Below are 21102 nucleotides of genomic sequence, written 5' to 3' on the forward strand. Positions count from 1 at the left end.
GGGCGCGGCGTGGGGGCCTCAATCTACTCGTCCTTTTTTCTGGATGAATTCGATCTTGTAGCCGTCCGGATCTTCCACGAAGGCGATCACGGTGGTGCCGTGTTTCATCGGGCCGGCCTCGCGGGTGACCTTGCCGCCGCGTTCCTTGACCTTGTCACAGGCTTCGTAGGCGTTGTCGACTTCCAGGGCGATGTGGCCGTAGCCGGTGCCCAGGTCGTACTTGTCGGTGTCCCAGTTGTGGGTCAGCTCGATCACGGCGCCTTCGGATTCATCCTGGTAGCCGACGAACGCCAGCGTGAACTTGCCATCGGGGTAGTCGTTGCGGCGCAGGACGCGCATGCCGAGCACGTTGGTGTAGAAGTCGATGGACTTGTCGAGATTGCCGACTCGCAGCATGGTGTGGAGCATACGCATGGTGGAATTCCTTAAGCGATGAGAGGTGGCGGGAAACCCTGGACGTGGGGTTCCCCGGTTATGCCGAGGTCTTGCAGCGCGCCGCCCATGGCGTCGACCGCAAGCCGCATCTGGTCGGGCCCGAAGGCGCCGATGCAACCGACCCGGAAAGTGGGCGGTTCGGTGTTGGTGAAATTGCTGAGCACGAAGCCACGCTGCTTGACCGCGTCCACGAACAGCTGCAGGTTCCAGGTCGGTGCGTCGGGCGCGTGCACGTTGACGACGATGGGGCCTTGCAGCGCGGGCGGCAGGTAGGGGCTGAGCCCCAGGCCGGCCACGCCGTCGTAGAGGGCGCGCATGTTGGCGGTGTAGCGCGCCAGGCGGGCTTCGCGGCCTTCCCGATGATACAGCTCCAGCGCCACGGCCAGCGCCGCCAGTGTCGGCGCCGGCGGCGTGAAGCGCGGGCCGGCGTTGGGCGCCAGGGTGTGCTGGTAGATGTCGGCCAGGTCCAGCGACCAGCTGCCGGCGTTGCCGCGCGCCGCTTCCAGGCTGTCGCGGCGGCCCACCACGAAGGCGGCGCCGGGCAAGCCCTCCAGGCATTTGTTGGCGGTCAGCACCACGGCGTCCACGGCGGGCAGGGCGCGCATGTCGAGCGGCAATGCGCCGAACGCCGAGACCGCGTCAACGATGACGCGGCGGCCCAGAGAATGGGCGATGCGGGCCAGTTCCGGCACGTCATGGCAGATGCCGCTGCCGGTCTCGCTGTAGACCAGCGCCACGTGCGTCAGGCTCGGGTCCTGCTCCAGCGCCTGCGCCACGGCCAGGGGATCGACGCGGTCGCGCGCGCCCACGTACAGCGGCACGGCGACGCGGCCGGCCTCGGCGGCCAGTTTCTGCAGGCGGCCGGCGTAGGCGCCGGTGGAGGGCACCAGCAGGCGGCCGCCGGGCGGCACCAGGGTGCGGATGGCGGCTTCCACCGCGAAATGGCCGCAGCCCGGCAGCGCCAGTGCCACGTGCTCATTCGCATCGGCCTCGGCCACGCGCAGCACGTCGGCGCAGACCTGGCGGTACAGCGCGCGGAATTCGTTGTCCCAGGGCGCGTAGTCCTGCGCCATGGCGGCCTTGACCCGCGCATCGGTCGTGACCGGGCCGGGAATCAGCAGAAGCATGGGGTCGTCTCCGTGGGGCTGGGCCGATTGCGGGAGCGTCTCGCACCGACCCTAGAATTGCGGCAGCGAGGCCGGGTCGTGGCGCCGCAGCACGTTCTTGGCTTCCTCGAAATCGGGCAGGATCTGGCCGACCTCGCGCCAGAAATCCTGGCTGTGGTTCATTTCGCGCAGGTGCGCCAGTTCGTGCGCGATGACGTAGTCGATGATGGCCGGCGCGAAATGGATCAGGCGCCAGTTCAGCATGATGTTGCCGTCGCTGGTGCACGAGCCCCAGCGCGTGGCGGCGGACGACAGGCGCCAGCGGCGGATCTTCAGGCCGCTGATCTGCAGGAAGTGCGCCAGCCGGGCGCCGAACCAGGCGCCGGCGCGCTGCTGCAGCCAGGCCTGGGCGGCGTCGCGGATGCGGCCCTGGTCGGCGTCGGCCGGCAGCGCCAGCCACAGCGTGTCGCCGTCGGCCGGGGCTTCGGCATCGCCGGACAGGCGGGTCTGGCGGCTGTCGCCGCCCACGCCCAGGACGATGCGCCTGCCCAGGTAAGGCAGCTCGCCGCCGGCCTGCCAACGCGTGTGCGCCATGGCCAGCTGCTGCTTGCGGGTGTGCCATTCGCGCAGCTTGGCGACGATCCAGCGGGATTTCTCGCGCACCGCGTCGTCGATCTGTGCCAGCGTGACCCAGTTGGGCGCCGTGACGCGCAGGCCGTCGTCGGTGATGACGAAGCCGATGCTGCGGCGGCGCGAGCGCAGCAGCACGAAGCCGATGGGCTGCGGATCGGTGTCCACCTCGCGCCAGCGCGCGCCGGGTGGCAGCGGATCGGGGCAGGGGGTGGGCACGCGCGCCGCTGCATTGGGCGACAGCGTCAGCAGGGGTTCGCCGGCCGGCTTGGGCGCGGATGGCGCGGGGGGAGGGAACAGCGGGGCGGGCGGCGTGGCCACGGGTGCCGGGCGCGCCGCGGGGGACGCGGTCAGCGGCGACGCGTCCGTGGACGCGTCGGAGTCTTGCACGTCGAACAGGAGTTCGAGCTGGTCAGTGCTGGGCATACCTTTCTGGATTGAGACGCCGCATTTCCCCTTCGATCCAGTCCTGCACTTTCTGGTTCAGTTCCTCGGGGGAGATTCCCTTCGATTCTATCGCGGGACCGATGGACAGCGTAACCAGGCCTGGATATTTGACGAAGGCATTGCGGCGCCAGCATTCGCCGGCGTTGTGCGCCACCGGGATGACCACCGCGCCGGTGCGCGAGGCCAGCAACGCGCCGCCCATCTTGAAGCGCGCGGTCTTGCCGGGCGGCACGCGGGTGCCTTCCGGGAACAGCAGCGGCCAGCGGCCTTCGTCCAGCCGGACCTGTCCCTGCTTGACCACCTGCTCGAAGGCGTCGCGGCCCTTGGAGCGGTCGATGGCGATCATGCGCAGCAACGCCAGGCCCCAGCCGAAGAACGGCACCATGTGCAGTTCCTTTTTGTAGACGAAGCAGACTTCGCGCGGCATGTAGGCCGGGAAGAACAGCGTTTCCCAGGCCGACTGGTGCTTGGACAGCAGCACCGCCGGGCCGTCGGGCAGGTTTTCCCAGCCCTTGACCTGCCAGCGGATGCCGCAGAACACCTTGGCGCCCCAGATGGCCAGGCGCGGCCAGCCCACCGTGAGCTTGTAGCGCAGGTGCAGCGGCAGCGGCGCCCACAGCACGCAAGCGAAGGCATAGGGGATGACCGTGATGGCCAGGAACAGGAAATACAGGAGCGAGCGCAGCCGGGCCATCAGTTGTCCTGCAGCAGGGCGTCGGCCACGGCCGACAGGTCGTCGCAGACCCGGGTGTTCTCGGGCAGGCCGCCCTTGGCCAGCGTCTTCTTGCCGTTGCCGGTCAGCACCAGCCAGGGCGAGCAGCCCGCGGCGCTGGAGGCCTGCAGGTCGCGCAGCGAGTCGCCCACGGCCGGCACGCCGGCCAGGTTGACGTCGTAGCGATGGCCGATCTGCTCGAACATGCCGGGACGCGGCTTGCGGCAGGTGCAGTCGTCGTCCGGGCCGTGCGGGCACATGAAGACGGCGTCCACGCTGCCGCCGGCGGCGGCCAGCTCGCGCCGCATCTTGGCGTGGATGGCGGTCAGCGTGTCCATGTCGAACAGGCCGCGCGCCAGGCCGGACTGGTTGGTGGCGACCACCACCGTCCAGTCCGCCTGCGTCAGGCGGGCGATGGCCTGCAGGCTGCCGGGCAGGGCGATCCATTCGTCGGGATTCTTGACGAACGCATCGCTGTCCTGGTTGATGACGCCGTCGCGGTCGAGGATGATGAGCTTCACTGTGCCAGCCTGGAAATGTCAGCGACCTGGTTCATCAGGGTGTGCAGCTGGCCCAGCAGCGCCAGCCGGTTGGCGCGCACCGCCGGGTCCTCGGCCATGACCATGACGTCGGCGAAGAAGGCGTCCACCGGTTCGCGGGCCTGGGCCAGCGTGCGCAGGTTGGCGGCGAAGTCGCCGGCGGCCAGTTGCGCCTCGGCCTGCGGGCGCAGCGCGGCGATGGCGGCGGCCAGCGCCTTTTCGGCGGGCTCGACCAGCGCGGCGTCATTGACCGCGCCGATCTCGCCTTCGGCCTTCTTGAGCAGGTTGCCGATGCGCTTGTTGGCGGCCGCCAGGCTGGCGGCCTCGGGCATCTGCGCGAAGGCGGCGGCGGCGCGCACGCGCTCGGCCACCTGGTGCAGCGGCGGCGCCAGGGCGATGACGGCCTCGACCGCGTTGCGGTCGTGTTCGTTGATCAGCTGGTTGCGGTAGCGTTCGTAGATGAAGGCGCGCACTTCCGCCAGCGTGTCGGCGGGGATCTTGCCGGCCGGGAAGGTGGCGGCGGTGGCGGCCAGCAGGCCGTCCAGCGACAGCGGGCCGTCCTGGTTGAGCTTGAGCCAGCCGCCGGCGGCCAGTTGCTCGAAGGCGCTGATCAGGCCCAGCGCGGCGCGGCGCAGGCCGAAGGGGTCGCGTTCGCCGGTGGGCGCCAGGCCGATGGCCCAGATGCCGACCAGCGTCTCGGCGCGTTCGGCGATGAACAGCGTGGCGGCGGTCAGGTCGTCCTGCGAAACCGGCGTGTCGTAACGGTTGCGGTACTGGGTGCGCAGCGCCTGCACGACGCTGTCCGGCTCGCCGTCGCCGGCGGCGTAGTAGGCGCCCATGATGCCTTGCAGCTCGGGGAACTCGCCCACCATGTTCGAGCCCAGGTCGGCCTTGGCCAGCAGCGCGGCGCGGTCGGCGGCGGCGACATCGCCGCCCAGCTTGCCAGCCACGTCGCGGGCGATGGCGCGCACGCGCTCGACGCGTTCGAGCTGGGTGCCCAGCTTGTTGTGGTAGACGATCGAGCCCAGTTGCTCGACGCGCGCGGCCAGCGGCGTCTTGCGGTCGGTCTCGAAGAAGAACTGGGCGTCGGCCAGGCGCGGACGCACCACGCGCTGATTGCCTTCGACGATGTTCACCGGGTTGTCCGTGCGCATGTTGCTCACGATCAGGAAGCGGTGCGTCAGGCGTCCGCTGGCCGGGTCGAACAGCGGGAAGTACTTCTGGTTCAGGCGCATCGTCAGGATCAGGCATTCCTGCGGCACTTGCAGGAACTGTTCCTCGAACTCGCCGACGTAGACGGTGGGGTGTTCGACCAGGGCGGTGACTTCATCGAGCAGGGCGGCCACTTCGGGGTCGTCGCCCAGCGTGGCCGACAGACGGCCGGCGTGGTCCAGCAACTGGCGCTGGATCTCGTCGCGGCGGCCTTCGAACGAGGCCACCACGCGGCCCTTCTCGGCCAGGGTGGCGGCGTAGGCGTCGGCATCGGCGATGGCGATGGCGCCGCTGCTCATGTAGCGGTGGCCCAGCGTGTCGCGGCCGGCGGTCAGGCCGAGGGCGCTGACGGGAACCACGTCGGCGCCGAACAGCGCGATCAGGCCGTGCGCCGGGCGCACGAACTTGACGGTGGTCTCGCCGTCGGCCAGCTGGTAGCGCATGACCTTGGGGATCGGCAGGCCGTCGATGGCCGCGTCGATGCCTTCCTGCAGGCCGACGGCCAGCGCGGCGCCGGGGGCGGTGCCGCGGGCGACCAGGTAATCCTGCTTGCCGTCGGATTCACGTTCCAGGGTGGCCAGGTCGATGTTTTCCAGGCCCTTGGCGGCCAGCTTCTTCTGCAGCGCCGGGGTGGCCTTGCCGTCTTCGGTCAGGCCGATCTTCACCGGCATCAGCTTTTCGGCGTAGGCCTGATCGGGCGCCTGCGCCAGCACGGCCGACAGGCGCACCGCCAGGCGGCGCGGCGTGGCGTACGGCTCGACGGCGCAGCCATCGGCCAGCAGGCCGTGGCGCGCCAGCGTGGCGCGCACGCCTTCGGCGAAAGCCTGGCCCAGCTTCTGCAGGGCCTTGGGCGGGAGTTCTTCGGTCAGCAGCTCGACCAGCAGGGGGCGGATGTTCGTCGTCATTTATGCAGCCTCCCCGGCGGCCTTGTCGCGGCCCAGCATGGGAAAGCCCAGTCGTTCGCGGGAATCGTAGTAGGCCTGCGCGACGGCGCGCGACAGGTTGCGGATGCGGCCGATGTAGGCGGCGCGCTCGGTGACGCTGATCGCGCCGCGCGCGTCCAGCATGTTGAAGGTGTGTGCGGCCTTGAGCGTGGCTTCATAGGCCGGCAGGGCCAGCGGCACGTCCATCAGGCGCTTGGCCTCGGCTTCGTAGTCGTTGAAGTGCGCGAACAGCATCTCGGCCGACGAATATTCGAAGTTGTAGGTGGACTGTTCCACTTCGTTCTGGTGGAACACGTCGCGGTACAGCACGCGGCGGCCGTTGGCGCCTTCGGTCCAGACCAGGTCGTACACGCTCTGCACGTCCTGCAGGTACATGGCCAGGCGTTCCAGGCCGTAGGTGATCTCGCCCGTGGTCGGGGTGCAATCCAGGCCGCCGACCTGCTGGAAGTAGGTGAACTGGGTCACTTCCATGCCGTTCAGCCACACTTCCCAGCCCAGGCCCCAGGCGCCCAGCGTCGGGTTTTCCCAGTCGTCCTCGACGAAGCGGATGTCGTGCTGCGTGGGGTCGATGCCCAGCGCCTTGAGCGAGCCGATGTACAGGTCCAGGATTTCCGGGGGCGCGGGTTTCAGCACCACCTGGTACTGGTAGTAGTGCTGCAGGCGGTTGGGGTTCTCGCCGTAGCGGCCATCCTTGGGGCGGCGCGAGGGCTGCACGTAGGCCGCGCGCCAGGGCTCCGGGCCGATCGCCCGCAGGAAAGTGGCGGTGTGCGAGGTGCCGGCGCCGACTTCCATGTCGTAGGGCTGCAGCAGGGCGCAACCCTGCTTGTCCCAGTATTCCTGGAGCGTAAGGATGATTTGCTGAAAGGTGAGCATAGGATTCTTGGAATTCGGTCGCCGGGCGACGTCTGCCGTGGGCGTGGGAAACCGGGCATTTTAACTGGCCCGGGGCGGCCCCGGGGCGGGACCCCGGGATGGGGGTCGCATCCAGGCGGTTACATCCTCGCGGTTACATATCGGGCGGGGCGTGCTCCAGGCGGACGTTGCTCCGCCGGCGCCCTGCGGCGGCCGGGCATTGGTCGTATCATTCCAGGTTGACCAGTCTTATATAAAACCAATATCCAAAACCCCGGAAGGAGCATCCGCATGTCTGACCTGATCAAGGTGGAAGTCGCCGACGGCATCCAGATCATCACCATCAACCGTCCCGAGGCCAAGAACGCCATCAACCTGGAAACCGCCCAGGCCATGGCCGCCGCGCTGGACCAGCTGGACAGCCGCGACGACGTGCGCATCGGCATCCTGACGGGCGCGGGCGGCACGTTCTCGTCGGGCATGGACCTGAAGGCCTTCGCCAAGTCGGGCCAGCGTCCGTACGTGGAAGGCCGCGGTTTCGCCGGCCTGAACGAAGCGCCGCCGAAAAAGCCGCTGATCGCCGCGGTCGAAGGTTATGCGCTGGCCGGCGGTTGCGAGATGGCCCTGGCGTCCGACCTGATCGTGGCCGCCAGCAACGCAAAGTTCGGCCTGCCCGAAGTCAAGCGCGGCCTGGTGGCCGGCGCCGGCGGCATGCTGCGCCTGCCGCGCCGCCTGCCGTACCACATCGCCATGGAAGTGATCCTGACCGGCGACATGCTGGGCGCTGAGCGCGCCTACGGCTTCGGCCTGGTGAACCGCCTGACCGAGCCGGGCGGCGCCCTGGCCGGCGCGCTGGAACTGGCCCGCGCCATCGTCGAGAACGGCCCGCTGTCGGTGCAGACCGCCAAGAGCATCGTGGCGCAGTCCGGCGACTGGACCCAGGAAGAGATGTTCAACCGCCAGCGTCCGCTGATCGCCCACATCTTCTCGTCGGCCGACGCCAAGGAAGGCGCCACGGCTTTCGCCGAAAAGCGCAAACCGGTCTGGCAAGGCAAATAAATGGATGCCCCCACGCCGCGCTCGCCATGCGAGCTAGCTGCCCCCCGCGGGGGCTCTTTTGCCTTGGGGCGGCCCGGCGGGGGAATAACCCCCACGCCACGCTCGCCATGCGAGCTAGCTGCCCCCCGCGGGGGCCCTTTTGCCTTGGGGCGGCCCGGCGGCAAAAGTATTCCTTTCACCAGCGCGGCTGGCCGGTAGGTCGGCCGCGTTTTCACGTTCCCTTCGTTAATCGCATATCGCCATGTCCGTCCTCATCAAAGAAGAAGACTTCATCCAGTCGATAGCCGATGGCATCCAGTTCATCAGCTATTACCACCCCGTCGACTACATCCGCCACCTGGCCCGCGCCTACGAGCGCGAGGAAAGCCCGGCCGCGCGCGACGCGATGGCGCAGATCCTGACCAACTCGCGCATGTGCGCCGAGGGCAAGCGCCCGCTGTGCCAGGACACCGGCATCGTCAACGTGTTCCTGAAGGTCGGCATGGGCGTGCGTTTCGACACCAAGCGCACCCTGCAGGAACTGTGCGACGAAGGCGTGCGCCGCGGCTACCTGAACCCGGACAATCCCCTGCGCGCCTCGGTGCTGGACGATCCGCTGTTCGCCCGCAAGAACACCCGCGACAACACGCCCTGTATCCTGCACGTCGAGCTTGTCCCGGGTGACAAGGTCGACGTGCAGCTGGCTTCGAAGGGCGGCGGTTCGGAAAACAAGTCCAAGTTCGCCATGCTCAACCCCAGCGATTCGCTGGTGGACTGGGTGCTCAAGACGGTCCCGACCATGGGCGCCGGCTGGTGTCCGCCGGGCATGCTGGGCATCGGCGTCGGCGGCACCGCCGAAAAGGCCATGCTGATGGCCAAGCAGTCGCTGATGGAAGACATCGACATGTACGAACTGCTGGCCCGCGGCCCGCAGAACAAGCTCGAAGAACTGCGCATCGAGCTGTACGAAAAGGTCAACGCGCTGGGCATCGGCGCCCAGGGCCTGGGCGGCCTGACCACCGTGCTGGACGTCAAGATCAACACCTTCCCGACGCACGCGGCCTCCAAGCCCGTCGCCATGATCCCGAACTGCGCGGCCACCCGCCATGCCCACTTCGAGCTGGACGGCTCGGGCCCGGCGCGCCTGGACCCGCCGTCGCTGTCGGAATGGCCGGAAGTGCACTGGGCGCCGGACTACAACAAGTCCAAGCAGGTCGACCTGAACACGCTGACCAAGGAAGAAGTCGCCAGCTGGAAGCCGGGCCAGACCCTGCTGCTGTCGGGCAAGATGCTGACCGGCCGCGACGCCGCGCACAAGCGCATCCAGGACATGCTGGCCAAGGGCGAGCCGCTGCCCGTGGACTTCACCAACCGCGTCATCTACTACGTCGGCCCGGTCGATCCGGTGCGCGACGAAGTGGTGGGCCCGGCTGGTCCGACCACCGCCACCCGCATGGACAAGTTCACCGACATGATGCTGGAGCAGACCGGCCTGATCGCCATGATCGGCAAGTCCGAGCGCGGCCCGGTCGCGATCGAGTCGATCAAGAAGCACGGCTCGGCCTACCTGATGGCCGTGGGCGGCGCGGCCTACCTGGTGTCCAAGGCGATCCGCGGCGCCAAGGTGCTGGGTTTCGCCGACCTGGGCATGGAAGCCATCTACGAGTTCGACGTGAAGGACATGCCGGTGACCGTGGCGGTTGACGCCCAGGGCACTTCGGTCCACACCACCGGCCCGAAGGAATGGCAGGCCAGGATCGGCAAGATCCCGGTCGCCACCGCGTAAACGGGCGACATGAACGCGAGAAGGGCGCCGGTGACGGCGCCCTTTTTTTATCCCTGGGACGATTGGCGGCCTGCCGTCGGCACGGGCGCCCGTGGCCGCCCGATCAGGGCCGCTCAGTAGCGCACGTACTCCAGCGCCGATTGCGAGGACGCCGGCGCGCGGGGCGCCACGGCTCGCGCCGATGCTGTCTCCCGCGCCGCCTCGGGGCGGTCCTGGGCCTCATAGGCGCTCTGCAGTTCGTGCGCCGCCTCGGCCGTCATCTGGGTGATGTCCTCGGTGACCTCGCCCAGCTTGGCCGACTGCGCCAGCGACACTTCGACCACCTCGCCCATGATCTCCGTGACCCGGCGCGACGAAGTGACGATGTTCTCCATGGTGGCGCCGGCGGATTGCACCTGCTCGGCGCCGCTGCCGATCTGCTGGACCGAGGTGGTGATCAGGTCCTTGATCTCCTTGGCCGCGGATGCGCTGTTCTGGGCCAGGCTGCGCACCTCGGCCGCCACCACCGCGAAGCCTTTGCCGTGCGGGCCGGCGCGCGCCGCCTCGACCGCGGCATTGAGCGCCAGGATGTTTGTCTGGAACGCGATGCCATCCATCACGCCGATGATCTCCGAGATGCGCCGCGAGCTTTCGGTGATGGTGCCCATGGTGGCCACCACGCCGGCCACGGTCTTGCCGCCTTCCTCGGCCACCTGGCAGGCGTCGCGCGCCAGCGTGTTGGCCTGGCTGGCGCGCTCGGCGTTCTCGGTCAGGCCCTGCACCGCCACCCGCAGCGTCTGCGCGGCGGTGAAACGGCGGGTGATGTCGGTGGCGAACTTCACCACCTTGAAGGGCCGGCCCTCGGCATCGAAGATCGGGTTGTAGCTGGCCTCGATCCAGACGCGGCGCCCGTTCTTGCCGATGCGCAGGTATTGGCCGGTGTCGTATTCGCCGCCGCGCAGCTTGCGCCAGAATTCCTTGTAGGCGGGGCTGCGGACTTCCTCGGGCAGCACCAGCATGCTGTGGTGGCGGCCGCGCAGTTCGTCTTCGCGGTAGCCCATGGCGTCCAGGAACAGGTCGTTGGCGCGAATGATGGTGCCGTCCAGTTCGAACTCGATGATGCCCTGCACCTTGGAGATGGCGGCAAGCTGGCCCTCGGTGTCGGCCTGGCGGCGCTGCTGCTCGGTGACGTCGGTGGCGTACTTGACCACCTTGAAGGGCCGGCCGGACTCGTCGAGGATCGGGTTGTAGCTGGCCTGCAGCCAGACGTCGCTGCCGTCCTTGTGGATGCGGCGATAGCGGCCCGCGTCGTACTCGCCGCGCTTGAGCTTGTCCCAGAACGCCTGGTATTCAGGAGAGCCGCGCCGGTCGGGCGCCACGAAGATGCGGTGGTGCTGCCCCAGCAGTTCGTCGAGCGTGTAGCCCATGGCATCGAGGAAATTCTGGTTGGCCATGAGCACATGGCCGTCCAGGTCGAACTCGATGACCGCCTGCGCCTTGTGGATGGCCGCGATCTGGCCGTACAGATCCGCATTCCGTGTGTCTCGCTTGCGACGGAACAGGCGCTTGAAGGGAAACCAATGCATGTTGAACTCGAACGAAAAATGCCGTGCCGCCCGATGGGGGGCAAGGCCACGCGCCGTTTTGGAAGGGACGCCGCCATCGGTTATCAGGAGCCTTCTTGATGGGTGAGCCGAATCATAAGGTTTGCAAGGCGCCCGATCGCCGTTCTGGTCCTGTTATGCCGTCTGATAAAGGGCCACCTCGGCCCTCTATCTGTCGGGAAAGGTGCGGTCAGAATGTCCAGCGCCAATTCAGCATGGCGCTGTGGTCGCGATTGCCCGAGCCGAACTGTCCTGCGTAGTTCAGGCCGACCGTCGCGTTGCGGCCGGCTCGCGCCTGCAAGCCGGTTTCGAGCAGCGCGGCGTTGCGGGCGATAGGGGCGCCGGTCACGGTGAACGCCTCGCCGGCATCGAATGCCAGCGTCGAGACCGGGTGCAGATTGCCGAAGGCGCGGCGCCATCCCGCCCCGGCAGTGAGCGTGCCCTGGAACGCGCCCGCGCTCAGAGCCTGCCGCAGGCGCATGCCCAGAGTCGTAGTCGCGGTGCGGAGGCACTGGCTGTCGCCTGAAAGCGCGGCGCTGCCGCCCTTTTCCTGGAACGCCCGGTTGCGCTGGCCGGCCCATGCCAGACCGGCGTAGGGTTCGAGCGTGAGGGTCTGGTTCATCGGCATGGCATAACCCAATTCCCCAAAGAGCTGGGTCGTACCGGCGCGATAATCGGCGCGCAGCGTCTGATCCAGCCCGCCCACGGCGATGCGCCGCCGCGTGTTGACGTCGTGCCAGGTGTGGGACGCGCCCAGCATCAGGTTGAACGTACCTGTCCCCCGGGCGAAGGCTTTGCCGCCATAGATGCTGGCGCTGTAGCTGGCGATGCTGCTCCTGTCATCCGCGTCGTCGATACGCGAGCGGCTGTCGGTATACCCAAGCGCGACGCCCAGGCGCCAACCGTCGCCAATGGCATGGTCGGTACCCACGAAAATGCCAGCGGTATGCAGGCGCACGGCGGCGTTGTCGTTGCTTGCGGACTGGCGCTGCCAGTTGCCGACGAGCTGCGCCCATATGGGACGGGCGGCGCTGGCGGGCAGGGCCGACGCAGCGGGCGGCATGTCGGAGGCGCCCGCCGCCGCCATCGGCGCGCCGGGCTGCAGGCCGGCGGCCAGGTTCGCGCGCAGGTGTGACAACGGCAGCGCGCTGGCCGGACGGCTAAGACCGGCCAGCGCGTTGCGTGTGCTGGCATGCGCCTCTCCCGTCAGTGCCGAGAAGTACGCTTGCGGGGCGTCCTCAGGCAGGCTCAAGGCCCGGCGATAGATCTCATGTGTGCGCGGCAGGCTCTCGATGGCGTCGCTCACGGCCATGGCATTGCGGCCGGTGATGAGGTCCGCGAAGCGGATCGGCCGCTGGTCCGCACCGCCCTGTACGGGTGGCGCAGGCTCGGATGCCACCGGTGGCATCGGGTCGGCAGCCACCGGCGGGACTGGCTCTGAAGCCACGGGTGGAGCCGGATCGGAAGCCGCGGGCGGAGTCGGATCGGAATCCGCGGGTGGAGTCGGTAAGGAAGGTGCCGGCGGCACAACCGGCACCGATTTGCGCGCCAGCGTCAGAATGACGTCGCTGCTGCCAGCCATGGCATCTGTGGTGTACTTGAGCGAGGGAGTGAGATAGGCGAGATTGATTGACACGTCCCCGAAACGCGTATCCCCATTGAACCCTTTCCCGGCATGCAGAATCGTGTAATCGTGGTTCTCGTCATATAACTCCGCGCCTAAGGGAAGGCCGATGATCGAGACGTTTGCACCGTTGAGTCTGGCGGTACCCGTGACATCCACCCGGTCCGCCGTCGTGGGGGAGACCCGCACTACGTACTTGCCATTGGTGCCAAAATCAATCGAGCCTTCTACCTGGATGGCTCTATTGATCGGAGTGTCATCAGAAGAAGGACCAGAACCGCTGCCGAACGTCAGCCTGTTGTCCGCGCCCGCGAACTTGACATCGCCAACGAAGCGGGATCCCTCCCACATGATAAGGGAGTTGTGGTCGGCTTCGAACAGGACTGCGTTAAGGCCGCTCATGAGCCCTCTGTTGATGACCGCAGTATCGTGGTTCGCGCGCAGGGCATCGCCAGTCCGGCCGAAGGTGGAACCCGTGGGAGACTCTCTGTCGCCGCGTTGGCCACCGCGCACGGTGCCATTATTGGTGACATCCCCCGTGCCGATCGATATGCCAGTACCGCCGTCCCCGCTGGCCGAGACCGGGGAGACACTTCCACGCCTGCGCACACCGCCCTTGCCGCCGTCGATGAAGGCGCCTTTGTCGATAATTATGCCTCCGCCGGTTCCAAGCACCACACCATCGCCACCGCCCCCCGGATAGCTGTTGGAGCTTCCTCCCGCACCTCCGGCGACGTTGCCATACAGAAACAAGCTACCGGACTGGACGGCAATACCTGCGCCGCCGCCACCACCACCGCCGTTATCGGCGACTGTGCCATCCGGGTATACCGTTCCAATGTTTCCGCCAGCACCCGCTCCACCGCTCACGGTTATCCCGGGCATGACTGTCAAAGCGGAATCCGCTCCCCCGATGACGCCAACGCCGCCACCCCCACCCGAGCGGCGCTCGGCTCCTACAGCATTGGGACCGCAAGGCGCCTTGCATATTCCGTTCATCCCGGTGACATTGCTCAGAACGGTCGTGTAACCGGAGAACGTCAACCCCGGGGCGCCACCTGTGCCGGAGGTTTGCGGCGCCATGCCGCCGGCACCAGCAACGCCGCCCGGATCAATCACTGCCAGGCCGCCACCTTCGCCCCCCATCCATGCCCTGTTGGGCTTGCTGTCGTGTACACCTGCCCCCCCCTGGCCGCCGCCCCGCGTTCCCGCGTCGGCACGAGCCACACCCGGGACGCTCAACGGGACGCTCAACACGAGCAGGGTAACGGTGGCGGGAAAAAGGTTCTTTCTGAACGTTTGCGTGGTCATAGCCAACATTTACCGATCACTTGAATTGCGTGGCGGTTAGTGTAGGTATGGCGCACGGACGTTTTATCACCCGTTGGCGACTAATAAGACCAAGTCGGTAATGGCATGCGGCGGTCTTTATTGTTGATATGGAAATATAGGCGAGCACCGCGAAATAACACCGCGGGTGCGAAACAAATCAGACCGCTAAACGGCGCTCGCCTTGAACTCGGCAATCGCCTGCGGCGACTTCCCCAGCACCTCGCGCAGCACTTCCTCCGTATGCTGCCCCAGCAGCGGCGGCGCGCGCCGGTACACCACCGGCGAATCCGAAAAGCGCAACGGACTGGCCGTCACCGGCGCCACGCCGCCGCCCGGATGCGGCAGGTCGCGGCGCAGCTGCCGCGCCTGCGCCTGTGGGTGAGCGAAAGCCTGGGCGATGTTGTTGATCGGGCCGCAGGGCACGCCCACGGCTTCCAGCTTGGCGATCCAGTCGTCGCGCCGGCCCTGGCGCATGATGGCGGCCAGCATCCCCACCAGCTCGTCGCGGTTGGTCACGCGCAGCCGGTTGGTGGCAAAGCGCGGATCGTCGCCCAGCTCCGGCGCGCCGATCGCCGCGCAATAGGCGCGGTACTGCGATTCATTGCCGGTGGCCACGATCAAGTGGCCGTCGCTGGCGGCGAAGACCTGGTAGGGCACCACGTTCTGGTGCGCGTTGCCGGCGCGCGTCGGCGCCACGCCGGAATTGAAGTAGTTGGAATTCTGGTTGGCCAGCAGCGCCACGTGGCTGTCGAGCAGCGCGATGTCCAGGTGCTGGCCGAGGCCGCTGCGGTGGCGTTCCTGCAAGGCCGCCAGGATCGCCACGGTGGCGTACATGCCGGTGACGATGTCGGTCACCGCCACGCCGGCTTTCTGCGGTCCGCCGCCGGGCAGGTCGTCGCGTTCGCCGGTGATGCTCATCAGGCCGCCCATGCCCTGGATCATGAAGTCGTAGCCGGGGCGGCGCGCGAACGGCCCGTCCTGGCCGAAGCCGGTGACCGAGCAGTAGATCAGGCGCGGATTGATGGCCTTCAGGCTGGCATAGTCCAGGCCGTACTTGGCCAGCCCGCCGACCTTGAAGTTCTCGACTAGGATATCGCTGACCGCCGCCAGTTCGCGGATCAGCGCCGCGCCATGCGGCGTGGCCATGTCGGCCTCGACCGAGCGCTTGTTGCGGTTGGCGCTGAGGTAATAGGCGGATTCGTTGGTGTCGACGCCATTGCCGTCCTTCAGGAAGGGCGGGCCCCAGGCGCGGGTGTCGTCGCCGACGCCGGGGCGCTCGATCTTGATGACGTCGGCGCCCAGGTCGGCCAGGTTCTGCGTGCACCACGGGCCTGCCAGGATGCGCGACAGGTCCAGCACGCGGATGCCGTCCAATGCGGGCGGGCGCGTCATGATTGCACCTCGGCGGCGCCATGGCTCATCACGATGATGTCGCGTTCGACGGCGCGGGCGATGAAGCGGATCTGGCCGTCCGGCATGCGCCACATATCGCATTGCAAGGTTTCGCCCGGGTAGACCGGCGCGGAGAATCGCGCATCCAGCCGGGTCAGGCGGGAGGCGTCGTAGTCGCACCAGGTCTTCACCAGCGCGTGCGCGGCCACGCCGTAGGAACACAGTCCATGCAGGATCGGCTTGGGATAGCCGGCCTGGTGCGCGACCTCGGGGTCGGCGTGCAGCGGATTGCGGTCGGCGTTCAGGCGGTACAGCAGCGCCGCCTGCGGCGGAATGCGCAGTTCGCAGCGGCGCTCCGGCTCGCCCTGCGGCGCGGCGGGCAGCGGCTCGGGGCTGGCGTCGCCCTGGCCGAAGCCGCCGTCGCCACGGCAGAAGGTGCTTTGCCGCAAGGTGGCCAGGTGCGTGCCGGCGCTGTCGTGCAGCGTGCGTTCGGTGACCACGATGGCGCCCTTGTCCGCGCCCTTGTCTATCACGTGGGTAACGCGGCTCCTGCCGATCACGGTGCCGGACGTGGGCAGCGGCGCGTGTACCGCCAGTCGCTGTTCGCCATGCACCAGCCGGACCCAGTCGATGCCGGCGCGCGGATCGCTCATCCAGAATCCCGGATAGCCCAGCACCACGCTCATGGTGGGAAAGGCGCGCAGGTCCTTTTCGTACACGTAGCGCAGTTGCCGGGTGTCCTCGGGATCCTGTCCCAGGCCGATGCCCAGGGCATACAGCATGGTGTCCTTGTCGTCGTAGTGCTGGCGCACGTCGTCGAAGCGCCAGTGCTTCACGGTTGCGTAGTCGAGCGGCATGGCGGTCTCAGATGGGGTCCCAGTCGATTACGTCGGGCGAACGCTCCAGCGCGTAGAAATGCTTGCGCATGGCGGGCACGGCGATCTCGCCGATCAGTTCGGGCGTCCAGCCCTCGCTGTAGTGCACGGTGCGTAGCGGCCGCGGCTGGCTCATCAGCATGATCTCGTTGGCGCGCACCGCGAACACCTGCGCGGTGATGGCGCTGGCCGCGTCGCTGGCCAGGTACACGGCCATCGGCGCGACCTTGTTGGCCTCCATCTTCTTGAGCTTCTCGACGCGCGCCTTCTCTTCGTCGGTCTCGGCGGGAATGGAGCTGGTCATGCGGCTCCAGGCGAACGGCGCGATGCAGTTCGAGCGCACGTTGTAGCGCGCCATGTCCAGCGCGATCGACTTGGACAGCGCCACGATGCCGAGCTTGGCGGCGGCGTAGTTGGCCTGGCCGAAATTGCCGATCAGGCCGGACGTGGAAGTCATGTGCACGAAGGCGCCCGACTCCTGTTCACGGAAATACGGCGCGGCGGCGCGGCTCATGAAGAACGAGCCGTTCAGGTGCACGTCGATGACCTGGCGCCATTCCTCCTCGCTCATCTTGTGGAACACGCGGTCGCGCAGGTTGCCGGCGTTGTTGACCACCGCGTCGATGCGACCGAAGGCGTCGATGGCGGTCTGGACGACGCGGCTGGCGCTGTCGTAGGCTGCCACGCTGTCGGTGTTGGCGACGGCCTGCCCGCCCGCCGCCACGATCTCGCGCACCACGGCCTGCGCGGGGCCTTCGCCGCCGCCCTCGCCGGTGAGCGAGACGCCGATGTCGTTGACCACCACCTTGGCGCCCGCCTGCGCCATGGCCTGCGCGATGCCGCGGCCGATGCCGCCGCCCGCGCCTGTAACGACCACTACCTTGCCGGAAACAATACCGCTCATTGGGGCTTACTCCAGATGCCGCGGCGCGCGCCGCGTGGGAAACAGTTCCGCGTCAAACCGTATGGTTTACGGGGTTGCCCCATGGTATGGTCGTCACGGCATTCGAAGAATTCAAAATTAGAAATGCCCCCCTTCTGTGTGGTGGAACATGAGACATGATCTGACTGACCTGCGGCTATTCGTGAACGTGGGGGAAACGCTCAATCTGACCCGCGCGGCCGAACGCACCTTCCTGTCGCTGCCCGCCGCCAGCGCGCGCGTCAAGCACATGGAAGAGGCCTTCAAGGCGCGGCTGCTGGTGCGCATGGCCACGGGCGTGGCGCTGACCCCGGCCGGCGAGGTGCTGCTCAAGCACGCCAACGCGGTGTTCCGCCAGCTCGAATGCCTGAACGCCGACCTGCAGCCCTACGCCAGCGGCCTGAAGGGGCGGCTGCGCCTGCTGGCCAACACCACCGCCACCAATTCCTTCCTGGCGGACGCGCTGTCGACCTTCCTGGCCGAGAACCCCGACGTGGACGTCGAGCTGGAAGAGAAGATCTCGGGCGACATCGTCATCGCGATCCGCGCGGGCGCCGGCGACCTGGGGCTGGTGGCCGGCAACATCGACGTCGAGGGCCTGGATGTGACGCCGCTGTTCCGCGATGAGCTCACCGTGGTCACGGCGCTGGACCATCCGCTGGCGGCGTCGAAGTCGGCCCATTTCGCCGACCTGATCGATGCCTACCAGTTCGTCGGCATCCATCCCGACAGCGCCATCCAGACCTTCCTGGAGGACATCGCCAGCGGCCTGGGCAAGCGCATCTGCCAGCGCGTGCACGTGGGCAGTTTCGAGGCCGTGTGCCGCATGGTCGAGGCCGGCGCCGGCATCGCCGTGGTGCCGCGCGCCTGCGCGGCGCGCTACAGCCGGCCCGATGCCTTGCACGTGTTGAAACTGGAAGATCCCTGGGCCCTGCGCGACCGCCTGCTGTGCCGCCAGCGCGGCCGCGACCTGCCGAGCTTCGCCGAGTGCTTCATCGAGCACGTGCAGCGCGCGGCGCGGGGACAGTAGCCGCGGCGGGCGCGGTGTCATGCCGCGGCGAACGCGGTGTTCCGCCCGTCCTGACGGCTTGACGGTCCGCATGGCCGTCGCCGTGGCGCCACATCGGACCTGCGATAGTGTCCGATCAGCGAACACGGCATCGCGGCGAAAGAGGGGCTTTTGAAAATATGTAGCGGCAAAAGCGGCCGCGCGGCAAATAATAAAAAAAGCCCCGGCCGCGCCTGATGCGCGGACAGTAGAAAAATGGGGCCGGCAGGCGGCAAGCACCGCGTTGTTCCGGTGTGGTTTGCGGCCGCGCCACCGACAAGAACGACTCAGGAGACTGCCTTGCTAAATCCCCAACGCCGCCGCGTCATCGCGGGGCTGGGCGCTGCGTGCGCCACGACTCTGCTGCCCACTTTCGCCCGCGCCGCTGCCTGGCCTGGCCACGCCGTCACCTTCATCGTGCCGTTTCCGGCCGGCGGTCCGGTCGACACCACCGCGCGGTTCACCGCGCAGCCGCTGGGCCACCTGTGGTCGGTGCCTACTGTGGTGGACAACCGCTCGGGCGCCGGCGGCATCGTTGGCGCGCAGTTCGCCGCCAAGGCCGAGCCGGACGGCTACAACTTCTTCTTCGCCTCCATCCATCACGCGGTGCTGCCGAGCCTGCGGGACAACCTGACCTACGACATCAACCGTGATTTCGTGCCGGTGGGCATGGCGGCGGTGTTTCCGATCGTGCTGGTGGTGAACCCGTCGTTGCCGGTGACTTCGGTGAGCGAACTGATCGCCTATGCCAAGGCGAATCCGGGCAAGCTGTCGTTCAGTTCCTCCGGAACGGGCGGCGGCACGCATCTGGCGGGCGAGCTGTTCAATGCGATGGCGGGCGTGAAGATCCAGCACATTCCTTACCGGGGCAGCGCGCCGGCGATGCAGGATCTGCTGGGAGGGCAGGTGCAGGTGATGTTCGCGGACGGGCCGTCGGCGGTGCCGCATCTGAAGACGGGCAAGGTGCGCGCGTTGGGGGTAGGGAATCCGACGCGGTCGAGCATGTTGCCGGACGTGCCTACGATCGCCGAGTCTGGGTTGCCAGGCTACGAGGCGTACTCGTGGAGCGGGGTACTGGCGCCGAAGGGGACGCCCGCCGACATCGTGGCGCGGGTCAATGCGGACATGGTGAAGGTGTTGTCGGATCCCGCGACGGCCAAGGCGATGGTGGCGGCGGGGGCGGAACCCAAGCCCGGCAGCCCGGAGGCGTTTGGGGCGTTCGTGCGCGGCGAGGTGGCCAAGTGGCGGGATGTGATCAAGAAGGCGGGGGTCAAATTGGAGTAGGGCTTTTGGGTTCTTTAGACGCGTGTGCGGGGGCAGGCGGGGGACGGCGGGGCTACGATTGCGGTCCGGAGCGTTCGCTCCGGACTGCCCCGGGCTCAACCTCGTACGCCTTCGGCTCCCTACGGTTTCCGCCGGGCGCATCTACACGCCCCGCCGTCCCCCGCCTGCCCCCGCACACGCTCGCGATGTGACTCAGCGGCGCGGGTTGGGGAGGGGGGTGTTCTTGGCATTTTGGCCATCTTCGGCGTGGGGTTGGAGTAGCTTGCGGGGCCCGCCTCAAGGCGGCCGCGCGGGCGGCCTTTTGAGGCCTACGTGGTGTCTTGCGGTTTGGGATGACGCTGCGCGCTGGGGGTGAGTGCGCGTCAGCGCGTCAGCGCAGCAGCGCGGTCTTGGCTTCCTGGTATTCCGTTTCCAATTGGTTCACTAGTTCGGCCACCGACAGGACTTCCTGCGCGGCGCCCACGCCTTGGCCGGCGCTCCAGACGTCTTTCCAGGCTTTGGGCCGGGTGTTCTTGTCGAGGTTGGGCGGGGGGGCATCGTAATCGGGAAGTCGGGCGGGGTCGAGGCCCGTGGCGCGGATGCTCTCGCTCAGGTAGTTGGCGGGCACGCCCGAGAAGTACGGGGTGTAGGTGACGTCGGCGGCCTGGGCGCGCAGGATCATTTCGCGGTAGGCGTCGTTGGCCAGGGATTCGCGGGTGGCGATGAAGCGGGTGCCCATGTAGGCGAAGTCGCAGCCCAGGGCCTGGGCTGCGAGGACGTCCTTGCCGTGGCTGATGCAGCCGGACAGGGCCAGGGGGCCGTCGTAAAAGGCACGGATTTCGTTGACGAGGGCGATCGGGTTGAGCCGGCCGGCATGGCCGCCGGCGCCGGCGGAGACCAGGATCAGGCCGTCGACGCCGGCATCCAGGGCGCGGCGGGCGTGGCGTACCGTGGTGACGTCGTGGTAGACCTGGCCGCCGTAGGCATGGACGGCGCGCACCACGGCTTCGGGCGGATGCAGCGAGGTGATCACCAGGGGCACGCGGCGCTCGGCGCAGACGGCCAGGTCGCCCTGCCAGCGGGCGTTGCTGGGGTGGACGATGAGGTTGACGCCGTAGGGCGCCACCCGCGCGCGCGGATCCGCGCGGCGGGCGGCGGCCAGGCGTTCTTCGATGCGGTTGATCCAGTCGTGCAATTGTTCCTGCGGCCTGGCGTTGAGCGAGGGGAAGGTGCCGATGATGCCGGCGCCGCATTGCGCCGCCACCAGGTCCGGGCCGGAGACCAGGAACATGGGAGCGCCGATGATGGGCAGTCGGGTCTGCGCGCGCAGTGCGGATGGCTTCATGGGCGGGTTCCGGTCGG

The 21102-nt window shown here is 67.9% G+C and carries 17 protein-coding genes; 4 read left to right on the top strand and 13 right to left on the bottom strand.

The genetic code is table 11. From position 1 onward, the window contains the following. Positions 1 to 18: 18 nt before the first annotated feature. From gloA to glyQ, 7 genes are read right to left on the bottom strand one after another with little or no spacing between them, the layout of a single operon-like run. Complete coding sequence (gene gloA / locus ACUTAG_RS19195; protein ID WP_006388855.1) at positions 19 to 414, bottom strand: lactoylglutathione lyase; 396 nt, start codon at positions 412 to 414, stop codon at positions 19 to 21. 11 nt (positions 415 to 425) lie between these two features. Then, complete coding sequence (locus tag ACUTAG_RS19200; RefSeq protein ID WP_327764121.1) at positions 426 to 1562, bottom strand: 2-aminoethylphosphonate--pyruvate transaminase; 1137 nt, start codon at positions 1560 to 1562, stop codon at positions 426 to 428. Positions 1563 to 1613: 51 nt separating this feature from the next. Further along, entirely contained in the window at positions 1614 to 2597 is a 984-nt protein-coding gene (locus ACUTAG_RS19205; RefSeq protein ID WP_024067787.1) for a M48 family metallopeptidase, read from the bottom strand. Beyond that, positions 2584 to 3312 (bottom strand): lysophospholipid acyltransferase family protein, encoded by a 729-nt coding sequence (locus ACUTAG_RS19210; RefSeq protein ID WP_006388858.1) that lies wholly within the window; start codon positions 3310 to 3312, stop codon positions 2584 to 2586. Before ACUTAG_RS19210 ends, ACUTAG_RS19205 begins: the two co-directional genes overlap by 14 nt. Further along, positions 3312 to 3851 carry a D-glycero-beta-D-manno-heptose 1,7-bisphosphate 7-phosphatase gene (gmhB, locus tag ACUTAG_RS19215; RefSeq protein ID WP_446650273.1) on the bottom strand — a complete coding sequence of 180 codons (540 nt, stop codon included), beginning with the start codon at positions 3849 to 3851 and terminating at the stop codon, positions 3312 to 3314. The genes ACUTAG_RS19210 and gmhB overlap by 1 nt, the downstream gene beginning before the upstream one ends. Continuing rightward, positions 3848 to 5986: a glycine--tRNA ligase subunit beta gene (gene glyS, locus ACUTAG_RS19220; protein WP_049054156.1), complete on the bottom strand. Its 2139-nt coding sequence runs from the start codon at positions 5984 to 5986 to the stop codon at positions 3848 to 3850. The genes gmhB and glyS overlap by 4 nt, the downstream gene beginning before the upstream one ends. Then, positions 5987 to 6898: a glycine--tRNA ligase subunit alpha gene (glyQ, locus tag ACUTAG_RS19225; protein ID WP_006388861.1), complete on the bottom strand. Its 912-nt coding sequence runs from the start codon at positions 6896 to 6898 to the stop codon at positions 5987 to 5989. 270 nt (positions 6899 to 7168) lie between these two features. On the opposite strand from glyQ, the gene ACUTAG_RS19230 reads away from it, so the two are divergent. Further along, positions 7169 to 7936 (top strand): crotonase/enoyl-CoA hydratase family protein, encoded by a 768-nt coding sequence (locus tag ACUTAG_RS19230; protein ID WP_006388863.1) that lies wholly within the window; start codon positions 7169 to 7171, stop codon positions 7934 to 7936. 241 nt (positions 7937 to 8177) lie between these two features. Continuing rightward, a complete protein-coding gene (locus tag ACUTAG_RS19235) occupies positions 8178 to 9701 on the top strand; it encodes a fumarate hydratase (protein ID WP_006388864.1) in 1524 nt (507 codons plus the stop codon). Between the two features lie 113 nt (positions 9702 to 9814). On the opposite strand, the gene ACUTAG_RS19240 is transcribed toward ACUTAG_RS19235, so the two are convergent. The 5 genes from ACUTAG_RS19240 to ACUTAG_RS19260 form a co-directional block, all read right to left on the bottom strand. Then, positions 9815 to 11266 (bottom strand): methyl-accepting chemotaxis protein, encoded by a 1452-nt coding sequence (locus tag ACUTAG_RS19240; protein WP_238865248.1) that lies wholly within the window; start codon positions 11264 to 11266, stop codon positions 9815 to 9817. Positions 11267 to 11474: 208 nt separating this feature from the next. Further along, positions 11475 to 14219: an autotransporter outer membrane beta-barrel domain-containing protein gene (locus ACUTAG_RS19245; protein ID WP_446650274.1), complete on the bottom strand. Its 2745-nt coding sequence runs from the start codon at positions 14217 to 14219 to the stop codon at positions 11475 to 11477. A gap of 186 nt (positions 14220 to 14405) precedes the next feature. Next, entirely contained in the window at positions 14406 to 15632 is a 1227-nt protein-coding gene (locus ACUTAG_RS19250; protein ID WP_054471303.1) for a CaiB/BaiF CoA transferase family protein, read from the bottom strand. Then, the gene (locus tag ACUTAG_RS19255) at positions 15629 to 16489 is read right to left on the bottom strand and encodes a MaoC/PaaZ C-terminal domain-containing protein (RefSeq protein WP_054486115.1); all 861 of its coding nucleotides are present in this window, start codon (positions 16487 to 16489) and stop codon (positions 15629 to 15631) included. The genes ACUTAG_RS19250 and ACUTAG_RS19255 overlap by 4 nt, the downstream gene beginning before the upstream one ends. Before the next feature lie 7 nt (positions 16490 to 16496). Next, entirely contained in the window at positions 16497 to 17411 is a 915-nt protein-coding gene (locus ACUTAG_RS19260) for an SDR family NAD(P)-dependent oxidoreductase (protein ID WP_446650275.1), read from the bottom strand. Positions 17412 to 17559: 148 nt separating this feature from the next. On the opposite strand from ACUTAG_RS19260, the gene ACUTAG_RS19265 reads away from it, so the two are divergent. Next, positions 17560 to 18459: a LysR family transcriptional regulator gene (locus tag ACUTAG_RS19265; RefSeq protein ID WP_026382350.1), complete on the top strand. Its 900-nt coding sequence runs from the start codon at positions 17560 to 17562 to the stop codon at positions 18457 to 18459. Between the two features lie 318 nt (positions 18460 to 18777). Further along, complete coding sequence (locus ACUTAG_RS19270; RefSeq protein WP_024067796.1) at positions 18778 to 19761, top strand: Bug family tripartite tricarboxylate transporter substrate binding protein; 984 nt, start codon at positions 18778 to 18780, stop codon at positions 19759 to 19761. A gap of 370 nt (positions 19762 to 20131) precedes the next feature. Here ACUTAG_RS19270 and ACUTAG_RS19275 read toward each other — a convergent pair whose 3' ends face one another. Next, the gene (locus tag ACUTAG_RS19275) at positions 20132 to 21085 is read right to left on the bottom strand and encodes an NAD(P)H-dependent flavin oxidoreductase (protein WP_446650276.1); all 954 of its coding nucleotides are present in this window, start codon (positions 21083 to 21085) and stop codon (positions 20132 to 20134) included. Between the last annotated feature and the right edge of the window lie 17 nt (positions 21086 to 21102).

It is taken from the genome of Achromobacter sp. CSND-B12 (assembly GCF_052906545.1).

Bases quoted from the DNA above. Each gene is read 5' to 3' on its own strand.
- gloA (WP_006388855.1), bottom strand. From the start codon at position 414: ATGCGTATGCTCCACACCATGCTGCGAGTCGGCAATCTCGACAAGTCC.
- ACUTAG_RS19200 (WP_327764121.1), bottom strand. From the start codon at position 1,562: ATGCTTCTGCTGATTCCCGGCCCGGTCACGACCGATGCGCGGGTCAAG.
- ACUTAG_RS19205 (WP_024067787.1), bottom strand. From the start codon at position 2,597: ATGCCCAGCACTGACCAGCTCGAACTCCTGTTCGACGTGCAAGACTCC.
- ACUTAG_RS19210 (WP_006388858.1), bottom strand. From the start codon at position 3,312: ATGGCCCGGCTGCGCTCGCTCCTGTATTTCCTGTTCCTGGCCATCACG.
- glyS (WP_049054156.1), bottom strand. From the start codon at position 5,986: ATGACGACGAACATCCGCCCCCTGCTGGTCGAGCTGCTGACCGAAGAA.
- glyQ (WP_006388861.1), bottom strand. From the start codon at position 6,898: ATGCTCACCTTTCAGCAAATCATCCTTACGCTCCAGGAATACTGGGAC.
- ACUTAG_RS19230 (WP_006388863.1), top strand. From the start codon at position 7,169: ATGTCTGACCTGATCAAGGTGGAAGTCGCCGACGGCATCCAGATCATC.
- ACUTAG_RS19235 (WP_006388864.1), top strand. From the start codon at position 8,178: ATGTCCGTCCTCATCAAAGAAGAAGACTTCATCCAGTCGATAGCCGAT.
- ACUTAG_RS19240 (WP_238865248.1), bottom strand. From the start codon at position 11,266: ATGCATTGGTTTCCCTTCAAGCGCCTGTTCCGTCGCAAGCGAGACACA.
- ACUTAG_RS19245 (WP_446650274.1), bottom strand. From the start codon at position 14,219: ATGACCACGCAAACGTTCAGAAAGAACCTTTTTCCCGCCACCGTTACC.
- ACUTAG_RS19250 (WP_054471303.1), bottom strand. From the start codon at position 15,632: ATGACGCGCCCGCCCGCATTGGACGGCATCCGCGTGCTGGACCTGTCG.
- ACUTAG_RS19255 (WP_054486115.1), bottom strand. From the start codon at position 16,489: ATGCCGCTCGACTACGCAACCGTGAAGCACTGGCGCTTCGACGACGTG.
- ACUTAG_RS19260 (WP_446650275.1), bottom strand. From the start codon at position 17,411: ATGAGCGGTATTGTTTCCGGCAAGGTAGTGGTCGTTACAGGCGCGGGC.
- ACUTAG_RS19265 (WP_026382350.1), top strand. From the start codon at position 17,560: ATGAGACATGATCTGACTGACCTGCGGCTATTCGTGAACGTGGGGGAA.
- ACUTAG_RS19275 (WP_446650276.1), bottom strand. From the start codon at position 21,085: ATGAAGCCATCCGCACTGCGCGCGCAGACCCGACTGCCCATCATCGGC.